General features: G+C 56.8%; 23 protein-coding genes (1 of these 23 only partly in view). 14 read left to right on the forward strand and 9 right to left on the reverse strand.

The window, feature by feature from the left end; translation table 11 throughout:
* Positions 1-1,228 carry the 3' portion of a peptidoglycan DD-metalloendopeptidase family protein gene (locus ACXAFI_RS16675; protein WP_475109662.1) on the forward strand. The gene continues 158 nt to the left of window position 1, outside the view, so 1,228 of the gene's 1,386 nt are visible here — the last part of the coding sequence; the start codon falls outside the window, past its left edge; its stop codon occupies positions 1,226-1,228.
* Between the two features lie 15 nt (positions 1,229-1,243).
* Positions 1,244-2,353 carry an anhydro-N-acetylmuramic acid kinase gene (locus ACXAFI_RS16680; protein ID WP_475109663.1) on the forward strand — a complete coding sequence of 370 codons (1,110 nt, stop codon included), beginning with the start codon at positions 1,244-1,246 and terminating at the stop codon, positions 2,351-2,353.
* Positions 2,354-2,374: 21 nt separating this feature from the next.
* Here the strand turns inward: ACXAFI_RS16680 and erpA are convergent, their stop codons facing one another.
* The 4 genes from erpA to argC all read right to left on the reverse strand — a co-directional run bounded on the left by erpA (position 2,375) and on the right by argC (position 5,213).
* Positions 2,375-2,728, reverse strand: coding sequence for an iron-sulfur cluster insertion protein ErpA (gene erpA / locus ACXAFI_RS16685; protein WP_152451090.1), 354 nt, complete (start codon positions 2,726-2,728; stop codon positions 2,375-2,377).
* A gap of 160 nt (positions 2,729-2,888) precedes the next feature.
* Positions 2,889-3,332, reverse strand: coding sequence for a bactofilin family protein (locus ACXAFI_RS16690; RefSeq protein ID WP_475109664.1), 444 nt, complete (start codon positions 3,330-3,332; stop codon positions 2,889-2,891).
* Positions 3,333-3,365: 33 nt separating this feature from the next.
* Positions 3,366-4,097 carry a DUF6776 family protein gene (locus ACXAFI_RS16695; RefSeq protein WP_475109665.1) on the reverse strand — a complete coding sequence of 244 codons (732 nt, stop codon included), beginning with the start codon at positions 4,095-4,097 and terminating at the stop codon, positions 3,366-3,368.
* A gap of 63 nt (positions 4,098-4,160) precedes the next feature.
* Positions 4,161-5,213, reverse strand: a complete 1,053-nt coding sequence (gene argC, locus ACXAFI_RS16700; RefSeq protein WP_172975299.1) for an N-acetyl-gamma-glutamyl-phosphate reductase — start codon at positions 5,211-5,213, stop codon at positions 4,161-4,163.
* 96 nt (positions 5,214-5,309) lie between these two features.
* Here argC and ACXAFI_RS16705 point away from each other — a divergent pair, with 96 nt between their 5' ends.
* From ACXAFI_RS16705 to hemB, 7 genes are all read left to right on the forward strand, one after another.
* Positions 5,310-7,130 (forward strand): chloride channel protein, encoded by a 1,821-nt coding sequence (locus tag ACXAFI_RS16705; protein ID WP_475109666.1) that lies wholly within the window; start codon positions 5,310-5,312, stop codon positions 7,128-7,130.
* A gap of 35 nt (positions 7,131-7,165) precedes the next feature.
* Complete coding sequence (hemJ, locus tag ACXAFI_RS16710) at positions 7,166-7,588, forward strand: protoporphyrinogen oxidase HemJ (RefSeq protein ID WP_475109667.1); 423 nt, start codon at positions 7,166-7,168, stop codon at positions 7,586-7,588.
* A gap of 82 nt (positions 7,589-7,670) precedes the next feature.
* On the forward strand, positions 7,671-8,456 hold the full coding sequence (gene thiD, locus ACXAFI_RS16715) for a bifunctional hydroxymethylpyrimidine kinase/phosphomethylpyrimidine kinase (protein ID WP_152451082.1): 786 nt from the start codon (positions 7,671-7,673) through the stop codon (positions 8,454-8,456).
* Positions 8,457-8,628: 172 nt separating this feature from the next.
* On the forward strand, positions 8,629-9,912 hold the full coding sequence (hemL, locus tag ACXAFI_RS16720) for a glutamate-1-semialdehyde 2,1-aminomutase (RefSeq protein WP_475109668.1): 1,284 nt from the start codon (positions 8,629-8,631) through the stop codon (positions 9,910-9,912).
* A gap of 155 nt (positions 9,913-10,067) precedes the next feature.
* Positions 10,068-11,240 (forward strand): benzoate/H(+) symporter BenE family transporter, encoded by a 1,173-nt coding sequence (locus ACXAFI_RS16725; protein ID WP_475109669.1) that lies wholly within the window; start codon positions 10,068-10,070, stop codon positions 11,238-11,240.
* 7 nt (positions 11,241-11,247) lie between these two features.
* The gene (locus ACXAFI_RS16730; RefSeq protein WP_475109670.1) at positions 11,248-11,880 is read left to right on the forward strand and encodes a GntR family transcriptional regulator; all 633 of its coding nucleotides are present in this window, start codon (positions 11,248-11,250) and stop codon (positions 11,878-11,880) included.
* A 102-nt stretch (positions 11,881-11,982) separates the two neighbouring features.
* Positions 11,983-12,993, forward strand: coding sequence for a porphobilinogen synthase (gene hemB, locus ACXAFI_RS16735; RefSeq protein WP_475109671.1), 1,011 nt, complete (start codon positions 11,983-11,985; stop codon positions 12,991-12,993).
* 40 nt (positions 12,994-13,033) lie between these two features.
* Here the strand turns inward: hemB and mrcB are convergent, their stop codons facing one another.
* Positions 13,034-15,598 carry a penicillin-binding protein 1B gene (gene mrcB / locus ACXAFI_RS16740; RefSeq protein WP_475109672.1) on the reverse strand — a complete coding sequence of 855 codons (2,565 nt, stop codon included), beginning with the start codon at positions 15,596-15,598 and terminating at the stop codon, positions 13,034-13,036.
* Between the two features lie 374 nt (positions 15,599-15,972).
* Between mrcB and ACXAFI_RS16745 the strand changes: the two genes are divergently transcribed.
* On the forward strand, positions 15,973-16,971 hold the full coding sequence (locus ACXAFI_RS16745; RefSeq protein WP_444920925.1) for an adenosine kinase: 999 nt from the start codon (positions 15,973-15,975) through the stop codon (positions 16,969-16,971).
* A 45-nt stretch (positions 16,972-17,016) separates the two neighbouring features.
* On the opposite strand, the gene ACXAFI_RS16750 is transcribed toward ACXAFI_RS16745, so the two are convergent.
* From ACXAFI_RS16750 to ACXAFI_RS16765, 4 genes are all read right to left on the reverse strand, one after another.
* On the reverse strand, positions 17,017-18,780 hold the full coding sequence (locus ACXAFI_RS16750) for an EAL domain-containing protein (RefSeq protein WP_475109673.1): 1,764 nt from the start codon (positions 18,778-18,780) through the stop codon (positions 17,017-17,019).
* 179 nt (positions 18,781-18,959) lie between these two features.
* Positions 18,960-19,529 (reverse strand): YajG family lipoprotein, encoded by a 570-nt coding sequence (locus ACXAFI_RS16755; RefSeq protein ID WP_152451066.1) that lies wholly within the window; start codon positions 19,527-19,529, stop codon positions 18,960-18,962.
* Positions 19,530-19,559: 30 nt separating this feature from the next.
* Positions 19,560-20,042, reverse strand: a complete 483-nt coding sequence (locus ACXAFI_RS16760) for a copper chaperone PCu(A)C (RefSeq protein ID WP_475109674.1) — start codon at positions 20,040-20,042, stop codon at positions 19,560-19,562.
* Positions 20,039-20,764, reverse strand: coding sequence for an N-acetylglucosaminyltransferase (locus ACXAFI_RS16765; RefSeq protein ID WP_475109675.1), 726 nt, complete (start codon positions 20,762-20,764; stop codon positions 20,039-20,041). The genes ACXAFI_RS16760 and ACXAFI_RS16765 overlap by 4 nt, the downstream gene beginning before the upstream one ends.
* Before the next feature lie 120 nt (positions 20,765-20,884).
* Between ACXAFI_RS16765 and ACXAFI_RS16770 the strand changes: the two genes are divergently transcribed.
* The 4 genes from ACXAFI_RS16770 (at position 20,885) to accC (ending at position 25,287) form a co-directional block, all read left to right on the forward strand.
* Entirely contained in the window at positions 20,885-22,696 is a 1,812-nt protein-coding gene (locus ACXAFI_RS16770; protein WP_475109676.1) for a protein-disulfide reductase DsbD family protein, read from the forward strand.
* A gap of 269 nt (positions 22,697-22,965) precedes the next feature.
* Positions 22,966-23,421: a type II 3-dehydroquinate dehydratase gene (gene aroQ / locus ACXAFI_RS16775; RefSeq protein ID WP_475109677.1), complete on the forward strand. Its 456-nt coding sequence runs from the start codon at positions 22,966-22,968 to the stop codon at positions 23,419-23,421.
* A 24-nt stretch (positions 23,422-23,445) separates the two neighbouring features.
* Positions 23,446-23,931 carry an acetyl-CoA carboxylase biotin carboxyl carrier protein gene (gene accB, locus ACXAFI_RS16780; protein WP_152451056.1) on the forward strand — a complete coding sequence of 162 codons (486 nt, stop codon included), beginning with the start codon at positions 23,446-23,448 and terminating at the stop codon, positions 23,929-23,931.
* Between the two features lie 15 nt (positions 23,932-23,946).
* Positions 23,947-25,287 carry an acetyl-CoA carboxylase biotin carboxylase subunit gene (gene accC / locus ACXAFI_RS16785; RefSeq protein WP_475109678.1) on the forward strand — a complete coding sequence of 447 codons (1,341 nt, stop codon included), beginning with the start codon at positions 23,947-23,949 and terminating at the stop codon, positions 25,285-25,287.
* Positions 25,288-25,294: the final 7 nt, after the last annotated feature.

Raw genomic sequence — 25,294 nt, forward strand, 5'->3', positions numbered from 1 at the left:
TCCCGTCAATCTGTCTCCAACTACTGAGAAGACAGAAACTGCTGCTGAACAAAAGCAGGTCGAGGAAGTCGCTCCCAACCAGGGAATTGCATTAGCTTCAGCGGCTACAGAGGCATTAAAGTCACTTAGCCTGACCGTGCGTAATGGCGATACCCTGTCTGACCTGTTTAAGCGCGCCAAAGTCAGCGCAGGTGAAATGTACCAGTTGCTTGGCAGTGGCAAGGAAGCAAAAAAACTGGCGAGACTTAATCCCGGTGAAGAGCTGACGTTTACGGTCAATGCCGATGGCAAGCTGCAGAGTTTAGCGCTGCAAAAGGACAGACTCAGCCAAGTCAGATTTACTCGTGATACTGAGAGTAAATTTCAGCACGATCTGGTTCAAAGAGAACCCGACAGCCACCCCGCCTATCGCCAGGGACAAATTGATAGCTCCCTGTTTGTTGCAGGCAGCGATGCCGGACTGAGCGATAGCCTAATTATGGAAATGGCTGATGTCTTTAGCTCCGATATCGACTTTGCCCTGGATATCCGCAAGGGCGATAGTTTTAGCGTGATGTTCGAGGAAAAATTCCTCGACGGGGAAAAGATTGGTAACGGTCCTATTCTCGCGGTCAGTTTTACCAACCAGGGCCAGACTTACAGTGCAGTTCGCTACGTCGACAGCAGCGGCGATGCCAATTACTTCACCCCTGAAGGCAAGAGCATGCGTAAGGCGTTTATTCGTACGCCTCTGGATATAGTGCGCATCAGCTCCCACTTCAATCCACGCCGTTTACATCCGGTTTTCAAATCGCGTCGCCCGCACAACGGCACCGATTATGCGGCCCCTCGTGGTACCCCGGTTTACTCCACCGGCGACGGCCGGGTGATTGCCTCTGGTTACAGCAAACCTAACGGCAACTATGTGTTTATTCAGCACGGTGAACGTTACGTTACCCGCTACCTACATTTAACCAAGCGCAAAGTGAAGAGAGGCCAGCGAGTAAAGCAGCGCCAAGTTATCGGCACTGTCGGCTCCACTGGCTATGCCACTGGCCCTCACTTGCACTATGAATTCCTGGTGGATGGCAGGCATCGCAATCCGGCCACGATCGTGCGCAAACTGCCCAAAGCCAAGTCTGTGCCCTCAGCCGAAATGACGCGCTTTAAGAATCAAACGCAGCCTCTGCTGGCCAAGCTGGAAAATTACCAGGGCCCGGCTCTGGCAAAACTCGACGACGACAATTAATAAGCACTTTATTTTATGCCCGATCTTTTTATCGGTCTGATGTCCGGTACCAGCGTCGATGCCATCGACGCGGTACTGGTCGACTTTGGCGGTGAAGATAAAATCAAGCCGCGTATCCTGGCAGCTCTCAGCCACCCCATCCACCCATCACTGCGCAGCGCAATTCTCGCTCTATGCTCTCCCGGCCCATCGGAATTGGATCGCGCCGGACAGCTGGATCGACAGCTTGGCCAGGCATTTGCCGAGGCAACGAATACCTTGTTGGCGCGTGCGGGTGTAGAGCCGCATGATGTCACTGCAGTTGGCAGCCACGGGCAAACTGTCAGGCACCGACCGCCTGGCACTGTAAGCTCCCCTTTCACCCTACAGCTTGGCGACCCCAATACGATTGCCGCAATGACCGGCATTAGCACGGTCGCCGATTTTCGTCGACGCGATATGGCATTGGGCGGACAGGGGGCGCCGCTAATGCCCGCATTCCACCGCGCCGCCTTCAAAACCGAGGGCAATCGTGCCGTTGTCAATATTGGTGGCATGGCCAATATTACTGAGCTGAAAGCCGATAGCAGCATTTGCGGTTACGACACTGGCCCCGGCAATGCTCTGATGGATTACTGGGTAAGCCTTCATAAAAAGCAACCTTTCGACCGAGAAGGTAGCTGGGCAGCCAGCGGCCGGGCTAACCCCGAGCTGTTGAATCGCTTGATGTCAGATCCCTACTTTACCGCCGAACCGCCGAAAAGCACTGGCCGCGAAACCTTTAACGCCAACTGGCTGGAACAAGCCCTGGCTGGATTGGAACTAGCCCCTGCAGATGTGCAGGCAACCCTGTCAGAAGTCACTGCGGCGAGTGTTGCCGAAGCCGTGCATTCCTTCGCGGATGGTGGGGAGTTACTGGTATGCGGTGGGGGCGCAAAGAATAAGGATTTACTATCCAGGCTACAGAGGCGGTTGCCTACTTGGTCAATTGCCGATACGGGAACTTATGGCATTGATGCCGACTGGCTTGAAGCAGTGGGATTTGCCTGGCTGGCTCGGCAGACACTGCTTGGCCTGCCCGGAAATTGCCCCGGGGTAACCGGGGCAAAAAAAGAAGCCGTTCTCGGGGCTATCTACCCCCCATAAAGCGGCTAGCCAGTGGGCGGTTCAGATCGAAAAAGAAGAGCCGCAGCCACAGGTAGAGGAAGCGTTGGGGTTTTGCACCACAAAACGAGAACCGGCCAGCCCCTCCTCATAGTCCACATTGGCACCCACCAAATAGGGGTAGCTCATGGCATCGACCAGTACCTGAATGCCGTCTTTCTCGATAATGGCATCGTCCTCGGCAACCAGCTCATCGAAGGTAAACCCGTACTGGAATCCAGAACAGCCGCCACCGGTAACAAAGACCCTAAGCTTTAAATCCGGATTGCCCTCCTCTTCCAACAGGCTCTTGACCTTAGCTACCGCTTTATCGGTAACCACCAGTGGTGCAGGAGAAAAGGATACAGCTTCTGACATAAGTCTCTCTCAACTCATCGGGACGTTCGCAACTCGTATAAAAGCTATACAGAGCGCAGCCTCGGGGGCGTCATCTTGCTTAAACCCAGCAAATCAGTCAAGTATTTGGCGCAACAGGCCCCGGTATTGAAGGGAGCCGGGGCTGTTGTGGGAGGTCAACTTAAGAGGCTTCAATCACTGTTTCGTCTTCGGAGTAGCCGATCATCGGGGTCTCACCGGCGGAGCTGAGGTCCGCATTGGAAACCAGTGCGCCATTGACCTGGGCACCCTTCATCATCTCAATCAGCTTATAGTGCACATTACCCTCTACCATAGCCTTAGAGGCCAGCTCCAGATGGCGGGCTGCAAATACATCCCCACTCACATTGCCGTTGATGACCACCTGGGGCACACGGATTTCACCTTCGATCACGCCACCGTCAACAATCTGCAAACGTGCATCGCTGTCACTGTGAGCCGAGACATTGCCCTTAACCTTGCCTTCAATGACCAGGTTTCCACGAAAGTGTATATCGCCGGTGACTTCCGTCTGGCGCGCGATCAGAGTCGTATGATTACTACCGGTACTGGCCATAGTTACGTTTTTCTCTTTTTTTCTTAACATAATCCCTAAAACCTCATGCCTCTGGCATCAATGCTAGCTTTTCTGTACCAACCAGCCGTAACGCTGCTCAATATTGAACCCGCTGCGCCCACTGGATTTGAGCGAGAGCTCCACGCCTTCGGGTATAAACCCTTCCGGCAGGCGCAGCTCCCCCTCTATGTTCTGAAAATATTTAAAACGCAGTGGAATAGACTCTTTATCCACCTGCTCCGATAAATCCATTAAGGCGTAGCGCTTTGGCTCGCCGTCCTGGCGGCCCACAACGGTAAAGGTGGCCGTCCCCTTAATGACATTTCGGCGCGCCGCCGACTGTTGAACCTGTAGCTTGTACTGGTAACTGCGTGCATCAGCTGTCTGGGAGAGAATAAAGCGACCGATCGAGACCCCCTCCCCGCCTTCTGCCGGCGCCATAACTCCTCGATAGAAGGAAATTTCCTGTTTCAACTCGGCAATCTGGCTTTCTTTTTGAACCAGCTCAGTGCGCACGGCCTCGCTGGCCTGTTCACCGATTACCAGGGACTGCTCGGCGGTAGCAGCACGCATGCGCAGGGCTTCATTTTCACTATTAAGTGCCTCGAGTTGCTCCAGCACCCGGGTATATTCCAGGGTCTTCTCATCGAGGTTTTTACGCAGGTGATACTGGCCGGCGAAATAGGAACCGGCAGAGGTGACCAATACCAACAGGGCGACGCCACCCGCGGCAATCACGCCGGAGAAGGGGCGGTGGGGCACCACTTTCATACGGTACTGCTTACTGCCTTTCACTTTGAGCTCCATATAATTCGCTGGGGCTGAACCGGGATTACCGGTTATCGTAATTATTTGATTTTAAGGCAGCAGCGCGGGGCTCTCCAAGCCCAACGTCTCAGTTAGGCCAAACATAATGTTCATATTCTGGACCGCCTGGGCCGAGGCACCCTTGGCCAGGTTGTCGATCACCGACATGACTACCAGGGTATCCCGATCCTGGGGTTGCATCACGGACACCCTGCACATATTTGTGCCGCGCACGCTGCGGGTTTGCGGGTGGCTTCCGGGCGGAAGTACATCGACGAAGGGCTCATCTTTGTAGCGCTGCTCAAACAACCCCTGTAATTCACTGGCTGAAAGACTCACTTTGGAGAGAGTCTTGGCAAACAAAGTGGCGTGGATGCCCCTAATCATTGGCAATAGGTGCGGCACAAATGTTACCTGCGCCGGGCTGGCATCGAGCGGCTGTACCTTGCGCAAGCCCTGCTCAATCTCCGGTAAATGGCGGTGACCGGCAGCAGAATAGGCGCGGAAGTTATCACTGTTTTCCGCCAGGATCAGGTCTGTCTTGGCCTGGCGCCCGGCACCACTGGCACCGCTGGCCGCACTGGCAATAAGTTCTGACGGCTCTACCACACCCGCCTCCAGTAGAGGAATCCAGCCCAACTGGATTGCAGTGGGGTAACACCCGGGGCAGGCCACCAGCTGCGCACCTGCGATATCGGCGCGGTTGACTTCAGGCAAACCGTAAACCGCCGCTTGGGCCAATGCTGGAGCTGCGTGCTCCTGGCCATACCAAGTCTCCCAGGTGGGGATATCCTTGAGACGAAAATCAGCGGAAAGATCAACTACCCGCACACCGCGCTCAATAAGTGCCGGCACTTGGGCTTGAGCAACTCCGTGGGGCGTAGCAAAGAAGACAAGATCACAGCTGGCTAACTGCTCGATTTCCGGCTCACAAAAAGCCAGGTCGTAGTGTCCACGCAGACTGGGAAATAACTCCGCTACAGGTGTGCCCTTCAGGGAGCGCGAGGTGATTGCGACCACTTTTACTTGTGGATGTGTCGCCAAAATTCGCAGCAGCTCCACTCCCGTGTAGCCGGTGGCTCCGACAATTGCTACCTTAATCACCTTGCTAGACTCTCCCGATAAATCCGCCAATTGAGACGATAATCATAAAATCAGCCAAGCACTCTACCACAAGCCCCAGACCTTGAAGGATGTGCGGTGTCACAGCGCCCCAGGATTTCACTGAAAAGCACCCTGAGCCGTTACTTACCCAAGACAAACGCTCTGGAGCAAATTCGCCTGCAACTTTCGGCCCGGGAAGCCCTGGCGCCACTGGTTGGCATGGCTTTGATTACCGGAGTACTCGCCGGTGGTGTCACCGTGCTTTTTCGTTTTGCCATGGAGTGGCCAACCACCTTTTTTCTGTCCGTACCCCAAAATTACGAGTCCCTACCGCCACTCTGGCGGTTTGCCCTACCGGTAATCGGATCCCTGTTAATTGGCATTATCTACCTGGTACTCAGCCCCAAGCGCTACGACGTTGGTGTGGTTCATGTACTCGACCGCCTCTACAACCACCAGGGCTATATGCCGGTACAAAATGCACTGCTGCAGTTTTTCGCCGGGTCCATCGCCCTGATTAGTGGCCATTCGGTGGGTCGTGAGGGGCCGGCGGTACATCTTGGCGCAGCCAGCGGCAGCTGGCTGGCGCGCGCACTGCGGCTGCCCAATAACTCAGCGCGCAGCCTGCTCGGTTGTGGCGTGGCCGCCGCAATTGCAGCCTCATTCAACACTCCGTTAGCTGGAGTGATATTCGCTATGGAAGTGGTGATGCTGGAGTATTCCGTGGCTGGCTTTTTACCAGTCATTCTGGCGGCGGTAACCGGTAGTGCGATTACCCAGCTGACTTTTGGCCGTGAACCAGACTTTAATGTACCGGCAATCCATCTCAACTCTCTGGCGGAACTGCCTATTTTATTTTTATGTGCGCTGGTTATCGGCGTTCTGGCAGCACTTTTCATTCTGGCCCACCGCAAACTCACCAAGCAAACCCATCGCTCACCGCTGTTGCGCTTTCTGATAGTGGGGCTGGTAACCGGCACTATCGGAATCTGGGTACCGGAAATTCTCGGTGGGGGCTACGACACATTGCAAATGGCGATGCTGGGAGAACTGGGCATAAACACTCTAATAGTGATTGTTGCAGCCAAGTTGGTTGCTACCGCTCTGGGGTCTGGCCTGGGCATCCCTGGGGGGGTCATTGGCCCCAGCCTTATCCTCGGTGCCTGCATCGGCGGTATTGCCGGTGGCCTCGCTAATATGTGGTTGGGAGAACATACGGCGAGTCCAGGCTTTTACGCCATGGTGGGTATGGCTGCAATGATGGCGGCCATGCTCAACGCTCCCCTTGCCGCCTTGCTCGCCATTCTCGAATTGACCTACAACCCCAATGTGCTTTTTCCCGGAATGATGATGATCGTGGTGGCCACCTTGATCAGCCGACAACTTTTTTCCACCCAGGGAATTTACCTCGAAACACTGCGCGCGCTGAATAAAGCTGGCACCCCAACTTGGCGCCAGCAAATGCTCAGCGGTGTAGGTGTGGCCAGCCAAATGGACCGAAGTTTTATTGTCGCTCAGCAGGAAATCACTCTGGAGCAGGCACAGGGCTATATTTCACAACACCCCCAGTGGATACTGATCGACCTGTCCAGTGTAAAACCGCCTGAACTCCTGCGTGCTGCCGATCTGGCCACGTTTCTACAGGGCAGCAAAGAGGGGGAGGGTGAAGAACCTCTTGTGGAGCAGGAACAAAAAGACGAGGGCACAACGGCGAAGATTGATTTGCTAAAAATCCCCGGTGAGCGTAAACAGATGGCGGAATTAAATTGGCGTGCCACCATGCTGGAAGCTCAGCAAGAACTTAAAAATACCGGGGCCGACGCCTTGTATATTAGTCGCCACCAGAGCGGCTCCCTGGACAATCGTATTGCGGGCATTATTCTGCCGCTACAGATCGATAATTTTTACCGGAAATAATCAGTTTTCGTTTTTATTTTTTGAGGGGATTTTCCATGTTGTGGATCAAGGCTTTTCATATTATTGCCATGGTGTGTTGGTTTGCCGCGCTCTTTTATTTACCGCGTCTTTTCGTTTACCACGTGGATGCCACCGACGCCCTCAGCCGCGACCGCTTCTGCATCATGGAACGACGCCTTTACAGGGGGATAGCCATCCCAGCCATGCTTGCCACTATTGGCCTGGGTATCTGGCTGTACAGTTTGAATCCCAGCTACTACACCTCGGCCGGCTGGATGCATGCGAAACTCACTTTTGTTGTGCTCCTGCTGGCCTATCATCATATGTGTGGCGCCTACGTTCGTAAGTTTGCCCAGGGCACCAATACCCGCAGCGGACGTTATTTCCGTATTTTTAATGAGGCTCCGACCGTGGCCCTGTTCGCCATCGTCATTCTGGTCGTGGTGAAGCCCTCTTAATTTGGCGCGAAATCATTCTTTGTGTGGGTCATATAGGAACTAAAATTAGGCGCACAACAATTGGCAGTCATGTAGATCTTCTATGGATACACCGCAGCCCATTATTTTGACCGTCACCCACCACGACCCCAGTGGCAGCGCCGGCATAGGCGCAGATACGGAAACGGCCGTCAGTTTGGGCTGCCACGCAGCCTCCGTCGTTTCCGCTATCAGCGTCTGTAACACCGGCGAACTGATCGGGGTAGCGCCAGTGGATGACAGCCTTTTGATTGAGCAGGCCCGAACAGTCCTGGAGGATATGCCTATAGCGGCTATCAAGGTTGGCTATCTCGGCTCGGTGGAAAATGTGCGAGCACTGCACAGTGTGCTGCGCGATTACCCCGACATTCCAGTCATAATCGACCCGGACGCCACCCTGGCCGATAAAGAGAGTGTACTGGCTCCCCCCCTTTGGGAGGCCATGAGTTCCCTGTTACTGCCCTACGCCACCATGGTATGCCCCAACCGGCGCGAGGCGCGTGCAATGGCGGTGGAGGCCGATACCCATGACGCCATGGCCCAGGAATTGCTGGAAAGCGGTTGCCGCTACCTGCTACTCACCGGGGTGCCGCATGAGCAACAGCTGCAAAACCGCCTCTACGATGAGCGCGGTTTGATCCGTGAATTCCACTGGGAGCGGTTGCCGCCCGCAGCCTATGGGGTTTGCGGCACACTCGCCACAGCCATCGCCTGTCATATCGCCCACGGCCTGACCATCACCGAGACGGTAAGCCGCAGTCAGCAATACGCCTGGAGCGCTATCCGCGATAGTCGCCGGCTGGGGATGGGGCGGCCGATTCCCAACCGCTTGTTCTGGTGTGAGCGCTAGGGTACTCGCTGTCTCACTGCAATTCGCGATCCGCACCGACAGCAACGTCGGTGCGACTTACCAGCCAACCCTCCCTGCTGCGCCCTGACTCGCCCCGCATTGTCCTCAAGGCCCCACACCCTGATAATGGCCGCTGACTCTTGGCCTTTTTCGCAATTTCTGAATGAATTCTATGAGTAAATCCGAGCAGCTCTTTGCTGAAGCCCAGCAATTTATCCCCGGCGGCGTTAACTCCCCGGTTCGCGCTTTCCGTGCCGTTGGCGGCACGCCCCTGTTTATCCGCCGTGCCGAAGGCGCTTATCTCTTCGATGCGGACGAGAAACGTTATATCGACTATGTGCAATCCTGGGGCCCGATGGTACTCGGTCACGCACACCCAGAAGTGATTGAAGCGGTCGTGGAACAGGCCCAATCAGGCCTGAGTTTCGGCGCCCCCACTGAGCTGGAAACCGAGCTGGCCGAGGAACTCTGCCGCCTGTGGCCCAACATGGATCTGGTGCGCTTCGTCAACTCCGGCACCGAAGCGACCATGAGCGCCATCCGACTGGCTCGCGGCTTTACCGGACGCGATAAGATTGTGAAGTTTGAAGGCTGCTACCACGGTCATTCGGACTCACTGCTGGTCAAAGCCGGCTCCGGCGCCCTGACCATGGGGGTCCCCTCCTCTCCCGGCGTGCCCGCAGCCCTGGCGGACTACACCATCACCCTGAACTACAACGATGCTGAAGGCGTGCGTGCCTGCTTCAATGAGATTGGCGACCAGATCGCCTGTATCATCGTGGAGCCCGTCGCCGGCAATATGAACTGTATCCCGCCAGTGCCCGGCTTCCTGGAAACACTGCGCGAAGTCTGCGACCAACACGGCGCCTTACTAATTCTCGACGAAGTCATGACAGGCTTCCGCGTCAGCCTCACTGGCGCCCAGGGAAACTATGGCATCGAAGCGGATCTGACCACTCTCGGCAAGGTGATTGGCGGCGGGATGCCAGTGGGTGCCTTCGGTGGCAAGCGCGAAATTATGGAGCAGATCGCTCCTCTGGGGCCCGTTTATCAGGCGGGTACTTTATCCGGCAACCCGGTGGCCATGGTTGCGGGTCTGGAAACCCTGCGCTTGGTGGAAGAAGCCGGTTTCTACGAGCCTCTAGTGGCCAGAACAGACCGCCTGGTGGAAGGCATCCTCGCCGCAGGCAAGAAAGCGGGAATTCCCATCACCGCCAACAAGGCTGGCAGCATGTTTGGTTTCTTCTTTACCGAGGAAACTCATGTCACCAACTACCAACAGGTAATGGCCTGCAATAACGAGCGCTTTAATCGATTCTTCCACGGCATGCTTGAAGAAGGTATTTATCTGGCACCCGCCTCCTACGAAGCCGGGTTCATGTCCGCCGCCCATAGTGACGAGGATATCGAAGAGACTATTTCTGCCGCAGAACGCGTTTTCGCCCGACTCGACTGATTTCCTCTCCCTGGTACCCACTACAAGGTGGGTACCTACTCTCCCCCTGCATCAAAATCGTTCACCCATCACTTGAGTTAACGCTTTGCCGCAGAAGCCTTGTTCTTTTTATATGGCAGGGTAAAAATGTATACATAAATTAAAAGGTATACATTTTGAGAAGCCTATTATCCGATACCAGCCTATCCACGATCAGCGCCGGTTTCATCGCCGTGCTGGTCGCCGTGGCCAGCTCCGCGGCTATTGTGTTTGAAGCAGCCCGTGCAGCCGGCGCCGATGAGGCGATGATTGCCTCCTGGATCGGTGCCTTGGGCCTGGGGATGGGGCTCTCCTGTATCGTCTTCTCCTGGTATTACCGGGCACCGATTATTACGGCATGGTCGACTCCCGGCGCCGCATTACTGGCGACCAGCCTCAGCGGTATTCCAATTGCCGAGGCCATCGGCGCATTTTTTTTCAGCGCTCTGCTGACCCTTATAGTGGGGGTTTCCGGAGCCTTCGAACGGGTGGCCAGACTGGTACCCGGCCCGATTGCCGGCGCCATGCTGGCGGGCATACTGCTGCAGTTCGGTCTAGGTACCTTCACCTCGCTGCAATCCCAACCCGTTTTGGTGGGCGCTATGGTAATAGCCTACCTTGTGGGGCGGCGCTGGATACCCCGCTACGCCATTATCCTGGTGCTCGTCTGTGGGCTGGCGGTCTGCTGGAAGCTGCAACTTTTCGCACCTGACCAGATTCACTGGCAAGCGCCAAAACCCATTTGGGTTACACCGGAATTCAGACTCTCAACCCTCATTAGTGTCGGCATCCCGTTATTTATCGTCACTATGACCTCTCAATATCTCCCTGGGGCGACAACCCTCGCCGCCAGTGGCTATCAGCGGGTGCCAGTTTCTCCTCTTATCAGCGGCACCGGATTAACCAACCTGCTGCTCACCCCCTTCGGCGGCTTTACTCTAACCCTGGCGTCGATTACCGGCGCAATATGTAGCGGGCCCGAAGCGCACCCCAACCCGGACAAGCGCTACACGGCCGGGATTGCCGCAGGTTTTTTCTATCTACTGGTAGGCTTGTCTGGCGCCACGGTAGTAGCATTATTCAGTAATTTCCCCAAGGCGCTGATCGCAGCACTGGCTGGCCTGGCTTTACTCGGGACACTCGGTAACTGCCTGGCGGGTGCCACCGCAGATACAGAAAGCCGGGAAGCGGCGGTGATCACCTTTCTTATCAGCGCTTCAGGCATCAGTTATTTGGGGATAGGTGCCGCTTTCTGGGGGCTGGTCGGCGGGCTGGGCTGTTATTGGTTTTTCAGGCGGAATAATAAATAAGGGCCCAATGAACCTTTACGAAAAAATCAAAGCGGATTTGCAGCGTGGGCGTTTCCCCGCCGGTCAAGCACTGAAGCAGGCGGAAGTGGCCGAACTCTATGAAGTCAGCCGTATCCCCGTGAGAGACGCCTTGCAGCGCCTCAAAAATGAAGGTTGGCTGGAGCCCCACGGCAAACGTGGTGTCGCCGTACCCCAGTTCGATCCGTTGGAGGTGGAGGACCTTTACCTGATGCGTATGCGCCTGGAACCTCTGTTACAAACCCTCGCGCAAAAAAACCTCACCAGTGAAACACTCGGCCGGGCACGGGATATTCTCGACACCATGGAGGGGAACCCCAGCCTCTCAGCCGAGCAGATCGGCGGTCTTAACTGGCAGTTTCACGCCTGTATCTACCTCGCCGCAAAGCGTCCCACCCTTTTCGCCACCGTGGAGCAGCTGCACAGGCAGTGTGAGCGCTATATCGGTTACCAATCCCGCAGCCTGCACTACCAGAGCACCAGCCAGAAAGAGCATTATGCGATTCTTGAGGCGCTACAACACAAGCGAGAAGAAGAAGCGGCAACCCTGCTAGCCGCACATATCGAGACCGCCGGCAAGAAACTGGTGGCCTTTTTTCACTCCGCTCAAAACAGCTCCTAAAGCGAGTTGAGGGAAATCACCGGCGGCGGCAATTTGATATGATGGCCGCCAATTGCGGTCGCGGGGTTGCTGCGACCCTATCGATAGCCGGAGTAATTCCCCATGAGTCAAAATCTCGGCCGCGGAGCCTACCCCAACACACGCTTGCGTCGCCTGCGCGCACAGGATTTTTCCCGCCGATTGGTGAGGGAAAACCAGCTTAGCTGCGACGACCTGATACTGCCACTGTTTGTCATTGAGGGCCGTAGCGAAACCCAGAAAGTGGCCTCTATGCCCGGTGTTGAGCGTCTCAGCGTGGACTTGCTAGCCAAAAAAGCGAAGTCCCTGCAACAGCTGGGTATTCCCGCTGTTGCGCTGTTCCCCGTGGTGGATCCCTCGGCGAAATCCGACTGCGCCAGCGCTGCCCACGACGCCAATGGCCTGGCCCAGCGCGCCGTGCGGGAATTGAAGAATGCGGTGCCGGAATTAGGGGTGATTACCGATGTGGCCCTGGACCCGTTCACCAGCCACGGCCAGGATGGTTTGATGGATCACAGCGGCTATATCGTCAACGATGAGACTGTGGAAGTACTGGTACAGCAGGCCCTTTCCCACGCCGCTGCGGGTGCCGATATGGTGGCGCCTTCCGACATGATGGACGGCCGTATCGGCGCTATTCGCGCGGCACTTGAGGGCGCCGGGCACAGCAATACCCTGATCATGTCCTATGCGGCCAAGTACGCCTCCGCCTACTACGGTCCTTTCCGCGATGCCGTGGGCTCCGCGGGTAACCTCAAGGGTGGCAATAAGGCCAGCTATCAGATGGACCCCGCCAACTCCGATGAAGCCCTACACGAGTGTGCTCTGGATCTTCAAGAAGGGGCCGATATGGTGATGGTGAAGCCCGGTATGCCCTATTTGGATATCGTGCGTCGGGTGAAAGAGGAGCTGAGGGTACCCACTTTTGCCTACCAGGTGAGCGGTGAATACGCCATGCACTGCGCCGCGTTCGAAAACGGCTGGCTACAGCGCGAGGCGGTGATTCTGGAATCCCTGTTGGCGTTCAAGCGCGCCGGCGCCGATGGAATCCTCACCTATTTTGCCGAGGAAGCCGCGCAGCTGCTGCAGGGCTAAGTCCTTGTAATTATTGCGCGGCTTACGCCGCGCTACTTATTCAGGGCCACTGGTCTTCCAGCGCCGGTCCCACCGGCTGGGCCTCTTCAACAGGAACACCTCGATATTCCACCTCAGCAGACTGGCTGCGGGGCAATTCGAGGGGCTCTAAAGAGGAGTCCTCGCCAAATTCCTCCGCATCATCACCGCGCAACTGTTCCCGCAGTTGATTACGGCGCTCACTCTCATGTTGTTGCCGCTCTATGTCATTGCCCCAGCCAGGGGTCATCTGCTCCCGCGGTGCCGCCTCTGAACGCTCATTGCCAAACAGATTGCGGAACCAACGCCAGCGGTCCTGCCCCCGACACTCTGGTGCCGGTTGCAAGTGGGTTTCATAGGAGAAAGGTATCTCGTAGCCACCTCGGCAATAATCCGGGTCCATAAACTGTCCGCGAGCATTCACCTCTTTGAACTCGATCCCCCGTGGTGCCTCCACAGGACCGTGCTGATGGGGCAGCTTGCGCATGATTTCGGTCCAGATCGGCAGGGCTCCGGTGGAACCGGTCAAACGGGTACGCTCGTTATCATCGCGTCCGAGCCATACCACCGCGGTAACCTCTGGGGAAAATCCGGCAAACCAGCTGTCGCGGTTATTGTTGGTGGTACCGGTCTTACCGGCAAAGGGCACGCTGCTGGGCAATCGCTTGGCAGACCTGCGTCCGGTACCCTCGCGCATAGCCTGCTCGAGGCCCCAACGCAACAGGTAAGCAGGCACTGGGTCGACGCCGCGATTCGTGCGCGGGCGGAAATGCTGAACCCGACCACCCTGAGCATCGGATACCGCTAGCAGGGTGCGGGGTTGCACCGTCTCGCCATTATTGGCGATGGTCTGGTACATACCCGCCACCTCTAATGGTGTCATTTCCACCGCGCCCAGCAACATTGCCGGTACATGAGGCAGGCTGGTATCCACACCCAGGCGCCGGATAGTCTGGCGTACATTCTGCAGTCCCAAATCGAGACCCAGGTGAGCGGTAGCCAGGTTATAAGACTTGGCCAGCGCTACATAGAGAGGCACTTGACCGTGGGCGAGCTTATCGAAGTTTTGCGGCATCCATACATCGCCATCGGCCTCCTCGATACGCACCGGTGCATCGTCGATTAGGGTGGCCAAGTTGTATTCTTCGGGACGCTCCAGAGCGGTTAGGAAGACCGCCGGCTTGATCAGAGAACCCACCTGGCGGCGTGCCTCCAGAGCCCGATTGAATCCGGGATAATCCGGGTCGCGATCTCCCACCATTGCGAGTACATTGCCCGTGCGGTTATCCAATAGCACCGTGGCAGCCTGCAGAGTATTCGCCTTAATCTTGCGGTCTTTCTCCAGCTTCTGCACGCCTCCACTCACGGACTCTTCCGCGAGTTTCTGCACCGAGGGCGCCAGGGTTGTATAGACCCGCAACCCGGTTGTGCGAAGCTCCTCGTAGGAATAATAGGGCCGCAATTCGGAGAGCAACCGCTCGGTGAAGGCCGGATAGGGATTCTGAGCGGTCACACCACCTTTCACTACACCCAGTGGTTTGGCGGAGTAGTGTTCGAATTCAGCCTGGGTAATCAGGCCCTGCTCACGCATCAAATCCAGCACCGTGTTGCGACGCTTCAGTGCACGCTGTGGGTGGCGCCAGGGGTTGTAGTAGGAGGCACCCTTCGCCAGTCCCACTAGCAGGGCGACCTGGTGAGGCTCCAGCGTATCCAGCGGCTGCTGGAAATAGAATTCCGACGCCAGGCCAAAGCCATAGATACCCCGGGCGCCCTGTTGACCCAGCCACACCTCGTTGATGTACTCCTGCAGGATGTAGGCCTTGTCGTAGTGAATCTCCATCAAAACGGCCATCAAGGCCTCATTGATTTTGCGCTGCAGGCTTGGTTTGTGGTCGAAAAAGATGTTCTTAACCAGCTGCTGGGTGATGGTTGATCCCCCCTGCACCAGGCGCCCTGCCTTGATATTGGCCACCATCGCCCGGGCGATACCCCGCGGGGAGATTCCGAAGTGATTGAGAAAGTCCTGGTCTTCCACCGCGATCAGGGTGTTTGCTACCAGTGGTGGGATATCCGTAAAGCGAACCGGGTTGCGATCGTCTCCGCCGCCCAGCAGTGAGCCGATATTGGCGGCGTCCAAGCGAAACTCGGAGATGCGCTGTCCATCTTCATCGCGCAGGTTATCAATTTCATCGTTGCGCAAGCGGAAGGTCGCCATAGCCGCCGGCTCACGGCCATCGGCGTGGATAAAGTCCCTGCGCCAGACCCGATAGCTCATACCCTCCTGTGTCCAGGAACCGGGCTCGGTCAGCGTCTTTTGCTTGCGGTAATTGAGGGCGGCAAACTCACTCTCCAGCTCATCCGGGTGCATCGCCATGCCTTCGCGCAATACCAGGGGGCGCGCAAAAACCCGTGCCGGCAGCTGGTACTGGCGGCTGTCGAGACGCTGGCGCAGCTGTACGTCGAGGTAAGCCATATACCCGGCCAGGGCGAGCGCGCCCACCAGGGCCAGCAAAAACAGGAATTTGAGCCAGCGGTAGCGTCTTTTCGGTTTTGACGCTTTACTGCGCCGGCGTTTCGTCGATGCCATATAAGAGTTATCCAGCTGCCATCTCGGTACATCTTTCGATAGCAGAGAGTGCCCTGAGCCTCGCCGCTATCTCAGGCAGGACACCAGCAGGTGGCAGCTCCGCTGGTATCTTGCCGCAGGCACCTGAACTGGCGCCATGGGGGAACATCCGTGAACCGCCAAAATCCCGGGCTGTGCGTCCCGGAGGTCATCTTACAGGCACATTAAACACCTGTTCGTGGATTGACCGCAGTTGCCTCCCATAAGTTCATATTGAGGCATATGACGCCTTTATAAACGCTGGCCGCTTTAAGTCAAACCCACCACCTTGCACTTGCTGCAATCACGGCCATAATGCGGCGGAAATCTATACAAATCGCCCGAAAAGGATGGACATGCAGCAATATGATCTCTACGGCATCGGCGCCGCCCTGTTGGACACGGAAATCGAGGTATCCGACAAGGATCTCAAAGCTCTCGGTGTTGAAAAGGGCATTATGACCCTGGTGGACGATGCCCGGCAGAAACAGCTGGTAGACGACCTTCGGGACCATATGGTTACCGCCAAGCGCGCCTGCGGCGGCTCCGGAGCCAATACTGTGATCGCCGCCAGCTATTTTGGCCTGCGCACTTTCTATTCCTGCAAGGTTGCCGCCGACGATAACGGGGATTTTTACCGCAATAACCTCAGCGCCGCTGGTGTCGACTACCCAACCACTCTGCAGCAGGCAGATGGCGGCACTACTGGAAAGTGCCTAGTACTGATTACCCCTGATGCCGAGCGCAGCATGAATACCTACCTGGGGATCAGTGAGCAGCTCTCGGTAGCCGAGCTGGACGACGAAGCACTAAAGTCCTCCCAGTGGGCCTATATCGAGGGTTACCTAGTTTCTTCCGAGACTGGGCGTCGAGCCGCAATCGCCCTGCGTGAACAGGCACAGCAAGCCGGTGTGAAAACTGCCTTGAGCCTGTCCGACCCGGCCATGGTGCAATTCTTTGGCGAAGGCCTGCGGGAAATGATTGGCGGCGGCGTGGATATGCTGTTCTGTAACCGCGACGAGGCCCTGGGCTTTACCGGCACCGACTCACTGGATGCCGCGGCGGAAGCTCTGAGCGATTACTGCCGCAGTTTTGCCATTACTCTGGGCGCCGATGGCGCGCTGCTGTGGGATGGCGCCAAGCAATACAAAGTAGCCAGTCCAGAGGTACGCGCAATAGACACCAACGGTGCCGGTGATATGTTTGCGGGCGCGTTTTTGTATGCGATCAACCGGGAAATGGGCTTTGTTGAAGCCGGTGAACTGGCTTGCCGTGCTGCAGCTCAAGTCGTCAGCCAATACGGCCCACGTCTGCAGGCGGAGCAACACTCAGAGTTGTTGGCGGCGGTTATCTAAAGCCACCAACAGAAACAAAGAGCGGCCTTTACTGGCCGCTCAACCTCAAAACCCCTGGGGCTCGCCGATATCGGGCAATCCCGAGGCGGCGGCAATACCAAAACCCTGAGCGTAATCCACCCCCATTCGGCAGAGTTTATCCATTAATTCAGGGCTCTCGACATACTCTGCGATAGTGCTGATACCCATGCGCTTGGCCAAGTGGTCAATGGTACTGACCATCGCGCTGTCGATCTCATCTTCGAGCATGTTGCGCACAAAACTCCCATCGATCTTGAGGAAGTCCACCGGCAGCTGGCGCAGATAGGCCAGGGAAGATACCCCGCGGCCGAAGTCGTCCAGGGCAAAACTGCAGCCAGCGGCACGCAGCTTGTGGATAAAAATCAGTGCCCTCTCCAGATTGTTGATAGCACTGGTCTCGGTGATCTCAAACTGCACCCTTGAGGGAGTCACCCCCTCCTCGCTCATCGCTTCCAGCACAAAGTCTGCAAAGGTGTCATCGCCGAGGCTGATGCCAGAAATATTAATGGCATAGCTTGCCGTATCGATGCCAATCAATTGCTCCTGGGCCATGTAGTGGAACACGCGGCGAATAACCCAGCGGTCCACCTCCTCAATCAGGCCGTAGCGCTCCGCCGCCGGCAGGAAAAGCCCCGGGGAAATCACACCGCCATCGCGCCCGCGCATACGCACCAAAATTTCATAATGGTGAAGCTCACGCTCACCTTTCAAGGAAACCACCGGCTGCCGATAGAGCATCAGGCGATCCTCCCGCAAGGCCGCGTGAATTTCCGCAACCCAAGTAGACTCACGGCGCTTTTCCAGCACCTTGCGCGAATCCCCAAACAGCTTGACCCGGTTGCGCCCCTGATCCCTGGCGGAACAGCAGGCATCATTGGCGGTCGCCAACAATTGGCTGGCACTGGGGGTGAAGCGGTCTACGCCCACTACTCCGATCGAGACCGCCACACGGCTGTCACTTCCCTGCCAATGGAAGCTGAAATCCTGTACAGATTCACGCAGGCGCGCCACCACGCGCCCACCCTCTTCCAGAGTGCAGTCCCGCAACAGGATGGCGAATTCATCGCTGCCCACTCGCGCAAACAAATCGGCCTTCGACAACCCCCGTTGCAGCAGGGATACCAACTGCACCAGCAACTGGTCACCGGCGACAAATCCCAAGGTGTCGTTGATCACTTTGAATTGGTAGACATCCAAATAAAGGAGCACATGGTGTTGGCGTTTATCGACGCATTGAGAGAGAAGCTTTTGTAGCTCACTCTCGAAATACTGTCGATTGGGCAGACGGGTTAGCGCGTCGTGGCTGGTCTGCCAGCTAAGGCGGGTAGACACCCGTCGGGCAGCGGACGTATCCCTCAAAACCAACACATAGTTTTTCAGTGTGCCCGCATCCCACAGAGCCATCACCTGTACAGAGACCTCAAGCGGTGGGCGGTTATCGCCAGATCGCCAGATATAGGCACGGATCTCTCGTACGCTGGGCACTTCGTGATAGGGGGTATCGGGTATCAGTGCGCTTAACGGCTCCCCGTGACTGTCGCAGAGCCGCAGGCCCTCGTTAACCGGCTGGCCGGGCAAGAGCCCAACCAGGTCCCCGCTCATTTCACTCACCAGCGGGTTGGCATACTGAACAATACCGCGGGGATCGGTGACAATCACTCCGTCAGCAATTTCCCCCAGTGCCGCCTCCGCAGCCTGCAGGCTAATCTGCTCACAGGGTTTGAGTTGAGCCTCCAGCTCCCCTAGCTGGCCGAGGTATTGCGCAGATTGAGGGTCAAACAAGGACACAGCCGCACTCCTTGCGGGAACCGAAACGCACCATAGAAAAGATCGCAAATACAGCCGGTAATGGAGCGTGGTTGCAAAATGTGGGCAAACGTAACGCTAACATCGCCCAAAATCGCCGATTTTATTCAATTATCCAATCCCCAGCCGACCTCTGTCTTGCAGGCCTTTAAATTGCACACTCAGAGATTTGCGCGCAAGAATTTTTTCAGCTTTTCATCTTCAAACACTCGTTGCATGGTCGCGCTCAGCAGACCATTTACCCGGCTTTCCACCTCTTCTCGGCTGGGTTTGATCAGGTTGCGGTCTTTACCCGAGGTGCTATAAGTCCCGAAATAGGTAGCATGGCCTGCCTTAACCTCCAGGTGAATTTCGGCAGAAGTATCAATCTGGGTGGTATAGACGGTGTTAGGGCTGTTGTAAGTCAGCTTCACTAATTTTGCCGTCACCTGCACCTCAGGAGCAGAGTCAGTGATACGGAAAGACCAGTTGGCGAAGCCCTCACTCAAGCCGGCGGCAATGGCTCTGCCCGCATCGTTGGCGATACTTACCTGAGAGGTATCCGCATAGACACCGCCGAGGGAGCCCAGACCGCCACCGGGCAGTTCATTGATCCCGCGAACATTGAGACTGTGCCCCGCACCAATCGATTCGGGAGCTACCTGAACCTGAGGGTGCAGACGAATTTGTAGTGGACTGTGAGCACATCCAGCCAAGACCAGGGCCCCCACCAATAACAACAATTTCTTCATTTTTCTTTCCTTTACTTCAACAAAAACTAGTTACCCTGCACTGCCATGATGGCGGTGGTGATCTTTTTCAAGCGTCTTCTGCCCCATAATGGGCACTAGGACCTCTAAACTGCTTCCGTCGGCAAAGAGCAGGCGCAGCGGCAGTGATTCTCCCGCCCTGAGTCGTACACCATGAATCATCAGGTGTACGCCTCCTGGTACCATCTGTAATTTCTCGCCAGCAGCGATCGCCAGTTTCTCCAGAGGGCGCATACGGCTGACACCCTGCTTTCGTTCAGTGGTATGTAAATTCGCAGAGCCCTTTGCATCTCCAGACAGCTCTATGGCAGTCAAATGCAGCAAGTACTCTCCGGTATTGTGGAGGGACAGATAGGCCGCGCTCATCGGCGCCCCCGGCGGCGTCTCGCGGGCATAGCCCTCAACCAGAAGGGGGTTAGTGAGGGCGGAAACCCCCACCGTGTAAAAAAGGCTGCTTATTAGCAGTCCCCATGCAAAAAAAACCGTCTTTCTCACTGATCCCCTCCACTGGGCTGAATAAGAAGTAAACGCGCGGGACTGCCGATCTTAATATCTCCCCGCACCCGATAGCCGGGCACCGCCTCGCGCAGCTGTTGGTAAACCCAGCGGCCCTCGGCATCATCCCCGGCGACGATAATGACACGCAGCTGCTCACTGCGGATGCGTTGGGCCACTTGGCGCAGCTGTGCAATGAGTTTTTCGGACCTGGCTCTAAGCTCCGCTTGTGGCAGGCCGATAGCCTCCCCTTGGGGCAAATCCAGTTTTGCGCGACCGCGCTCTCGGGCCAGTTGACTGCGCACCTCGGCGACCAAGGGGTTACCCGGAGCCAGCATCTCTGCGCGCCGCAACAAGCTCGCCACTTCCGCAAAAGCCCGTCTGCGCAGCGCCTCCCGCGCCTGCTCCACATAGGTGACCACAATCGTCTGGATTCCGGTCTGGGCGCGGCGGTTGCCGGGGTCCAACTGTTGCACATTCAGGTAATAGTCATAAGCGCTGGCACCGGCGGGTTGGGTCAGATGGCCCTTGCGCAAGGCCTGTTCGGCGCGCTTTAAGAAATACGCCACATTGTTGCGGCGCACCTCCTCGGTCGAAGGCTTGGCCTTTTGTGGCGGTGGACTGGGCGGAGGGGGAAGCGGCTTGTTTGAAGCACAGGCACCGAGTAACACAGCCATCAATAGATAGATAGCAAAGCTGTGAAGGCGTTCTAATGACGGCAAAGCAATCCCCCGTTGTTGTTTTTTTGTACCACTGGCGTCGCTATACTGCTGACGCGACTGAACCCCCGTCCGGCGCTGCAGTCAGAACCATGCGCCCGACTATAATGAATTTTTTCATCTATGGCTGTGATGACCAGAAGTTTCAGAAATAATTTCCTCGCTCTGCTGGCAATCTTGTTATGCCTGCCTGCGATCAATGCATCTGCTCAGGCCGGGAGTAACCCTTTTGCTTCCTCTTCCATCGGCCAGCAGGAGAACACCTTTCTGCCTGTCGACGAGGCCTACCGGCAGGACCTGCTACTGAGCGGCGAACAGCTCAGCGCTCTGTTTGAAATCGCCCCAGAGTACTATCTCTACCGCGACAAACTTGCCCTGTATCGTATCGAAAACGGACAAAAAACCGCGATCCCCCTAGATCTACCCAGCGGTAAAGTTATCTGGGATGACTACTTCGAAAAGGAGACCGAGGTCTATCGCGGCCAGCTGGAATTCCCCATTGTCGTCACGGGCAGCCCCCAAAACCTGCAACTGGAGTTGCACTACCAGGGCTGTGCCGACGCGGGGCTCTGCTATCCGCCACAGGTTCGTCACTACCGTATAGATATCGCCTCAGGCAGCATCCAACCTGTTGACGGGGGCTTCCAGAACACAGCCTTGGGGTCAGGCGGCACCTCATCGAATGCCTCGATGGGCGAGTCTGGCAGCGCTATTACATTACCTTTGGCCCTGCTCTTTGCCTTTGCCGGTGGCCTACTGCTCAACCTGATGCCCTGTGTCTTCCCGGTACTCTCAATTAAGTTACTGGCGGTGAGCCAGGCGGCGCAAAACGCCAGCCAGCGCCATCACCACGGCTGGGCCTACGCCGCCGGCGTGGTACTGAGCTTTGTCGCCATTGCCGCAACCATGCTGGCCCTGCGGGCCGGGGGCGAAGCGATTGGCTGGGGATTCCAGCTACAGTCCCCCTGGCTGGTGGCAGCTTTAGCCTACCTGTTCTTTATCATGGGGCTCAGCCTGTCCGGTGTCACAGAGATTGGCAGCAGCCTGATGGGCATTGGCAGTAACTTGAGCAACAGCCAAGGACTGCGTGGCTCCTTCACCTCCGGTGCCCTGGCCACTCTGGTAGCCAGCCCCTGTACCGCCCCCTTGATGGGCTCGGCACTGGGTTTTGCAGTAACACAATCCGCTGCCGTAGCACTCAGCGTATTCGCCGCTCTTGGTGCCGGCATGGCCGCGCCCTTTCTACTTCTCACCTATATCCCCGCGCTGGCGGACAAACTGCCACGCCCAGGCCCCTGGATGGACCGGCTGAAACAACTGCTGGCCTTCCCCATGTACCTGACCGCAGTCTGGCTGCTTTGGGTATTGGGGCGCCAGACAGGGGGCGACGGTGTCACCCTAGTGCTCAGCGGCGCTGTCGCTATCGCCTTTGCCCTGTGGCTCTGGCCGAGCCCCCAGTGGCACTGGCTGCGGGGCTCGTTGGCGGTTGTCGCCCTGAGTTTTGCGCTGATGTTGCTGCCGCGCCTCAGTACCGCCCCCCAGGCACAACAGCAGACCAGCGACTACTGGCAACCCTACTCAGCCGAACGCTTGGAGGCGGCGCGTAGGGAAGGGCGTCCGATACTGACAAATATGACAGCCGCCTGGTGTATTACCTGTCTGGCTAATGAAAAGGTGGTGCTGTCGAGCGATGCGGTGAGCCAGGCTATCGAGAAACTGGGTGTAGTGGCCCTGAAAGGAGACTGGACGAACCAGGACCCACATATCAGCGAACTCCTGGCGAAGTACGGTCGCACCAGTGTACCGCTCTACCTGCTCTATCCCGCCAATGGCGGCGAGGCCAAAATTCTGCCGCAAATCCTCTCCCGCGAGGAGCTTTTGATGGAGCTTGAGGCCGCCGCCGGCAGCCGGCTCCGCACAACCTCTATTCCGTAAAAAGAAACTTCCGCCTTTGTAGCCAATTGCAGGGGTAAAAAAGCCACAGCACGGATATTTTGCGCTAATTTTTGGCCAAATATCGCCGAACTGCCGCTAACTTCGATAAACTGCCCAACAGGCATGGACAGGGAGTCACTTTTGCGGCACACTCGCCTAAAGCACTCGGGCAAATACGCCAAATACGCCAAAAATTCGAGTTTGCCCGCAAGATAGCCAACTTTAGACCAATTTTTTGGGTTTTTCGGCAACTTTCCCTAGGGCGCACTATGGCTAAAATTCTTCTCCTGCACGGCCCCAATCTCAATTTGCTCGGCAGCCGTGAGCCACATATCTACGGTGCCACCACGCTCGCGGAAATTAATCTGGCCGCCGAGCGCCAGTGTGAGGACGCCGGACACCAATTGGAAACCCTGCAGAGCAACAGCGAATCCGCCCTGGTGGAGCGCATCCATTTGGCCGCCAATACCGGCGTGGACTTTATCGTGATCAATCCCGCTGCCTATACCCATACCAGCGTGGCGCTGCGGGATGCCTTGGCGGGTGTCGCAATACCGTTTATCGAGCTGCACCTTTCCAACCCCCATGCCCGAGAGGCATTTAGGCACCATTCCTATCTATCCGACTTGGCCCGCGGTGTGGTGGGTGGCTTCGGCCCACACAGCTACACCCTGGCACTTCAGGCGGCCATACACCAACTGGCTATGGCGCCTCAAAATCAATGAATCAAACCTGCGAGTGAAAGAACTATGGATATCCGCAAAATTAAAAAACTGATTGAGCTGCTCGAAGAATCGGATATCGGCGAGCTGGAAATTAAAGAGGGTGAAGAGTCTGTACGCATCAGCCGCGGCGTCAGCGGCGCAGCGCAGCCAGTCGCTCCGGTTTATGGCGCCCCTTACGGCGCCCCAATGGCGCCGGCGCCGGCTCCAATAGCGCCAGCGCCAGCCCAAAGTGCGGCCCCGGCGGTAGAGGAAAAAGAAACCAAACCGACGATCAGCGGCCACGCGGTGAAGTCGCCAATGGTGGGTACTTTCTATGCGGCGCCCAGCCCCGGTGCCGAGCCCTTCGTCAAAGTGGGCCAGCAGGTTAAGGTCGGCGATGTCGTGTGCATCGTTGAGGCGATGAAAATGATGAACCAGATTGAGGCCGACAAGGCCGGCACTGTCGAGTCCATCCTGCTCGAAGACGGCCAGCCGGTAGAGTTCGATCAACCGCTCGTGACCATTGTCTGAGCGGGGTAAGTCACTATGTTCGACAAAATCCTGATCGCCAACCGCGGCGAAATCGCCCTGCGGATCTTGCGCGCCTGCAAAGAGATGGGTATCGCCACAGTTGCGGTGCACTCTTTAGTGGATCGCAACCTGAAGCATGTACGCCTGGCCGATGAGTCTGTCTGTATTGGCCCCAACCCCTCTTCGCAGAGCTACCTGAATATTCCGGCCCTGATTTCTGCCATGGAAATCACCGACGCGGTGGCCGTACACCCCGGCTACGGTTTCCTCGCAGAAAACGCCGACTTCGCCGAACAGGTACAAAAGAGCGGCTTTACCTTTATCGGCCCGGACCCGGATGTAATCCGCCTGATGGGTGACAAAGTATCCGCCATTGCAGCAATGAAAAAGGCCGGAGTCCCCACTGTGCCGGGTTCCGATGGTCCCCTGCCCGACAACAGCGAGCGCTGCCTGGAGATCGGTGAGAAAGTCGGCTACCCGGTGATTATCAAGGCCGCCGCCGGCGGTGGTGGCCGCGGTATGCGCGTGGTGGAGCGCGCCGAAGACCTGATCAACGCGATCTCCGTGACCAAATCCGAGGCCCAGGCCGCCTTCGGTGACGGCACCGTGTACCTGGAGAAGTTTCTCCAGAACCCGCGCCACGTTGAAATCCAGGTAATGTCCGACGGACAAGGGAATGCTATCCATCTTGGAGATCGCGACTGCTCCCTGCAGCGCCGCCACCAGAAGGTACTTGAGGAAGCGCCCGCTCCCGGCATCCCCGACGAGGTGCGCCGTCAAGTGCACGACTCCTGCGTACAAGCTTGTATTGATATCGGCTACCGCGGCGCCGGCACTTTTGAATTTCTCTATGAGGATGAGCGCTTCTACTTCATCGAGATGAACACCCGTATTCAGGTGGAGCATCCTGTAACCGAAATGGTGACAGGCGTAGATCTGATCAAGGAGCAGATTCGCGTCTGTGCCGGCGAGAAGCTCTCCCTCAAGCAGGAAGACATTGTTATTCGCGGGCACGCCTTCGAGTGCCGTATCAACGCGGAAGATCCTCAGACTTTCTTCCCCAGCCCCGGCAAGGTTAACAATTTCCATATGCCCGGCGGCCTGGGTGTGCGCGTGGATTCGCACCTCTACTCCGGCTATACGGTTCCCCCCAACTACGACTCAATGATCGCCAAGCTGATCACCCACGCCGAAGACCGCGAGACCGCCCTGGCGCGTATGCGCGTGGCCCTGTCCGAGCTGGTTGTAGATGGTATCAAGACCAATATTCCCCTTCAGGAAGAACTGGTCCGCGATGAAGCCTTCGCCAAAGGTGGGGTCAATATTCACTATCTGGAGAAGAAGCTGGGGCTCTAGTCCTCGC

The sequence above is a fragment of the Microbulbifer sp. ABH2_005 genome (assembly GCF_056160005.1).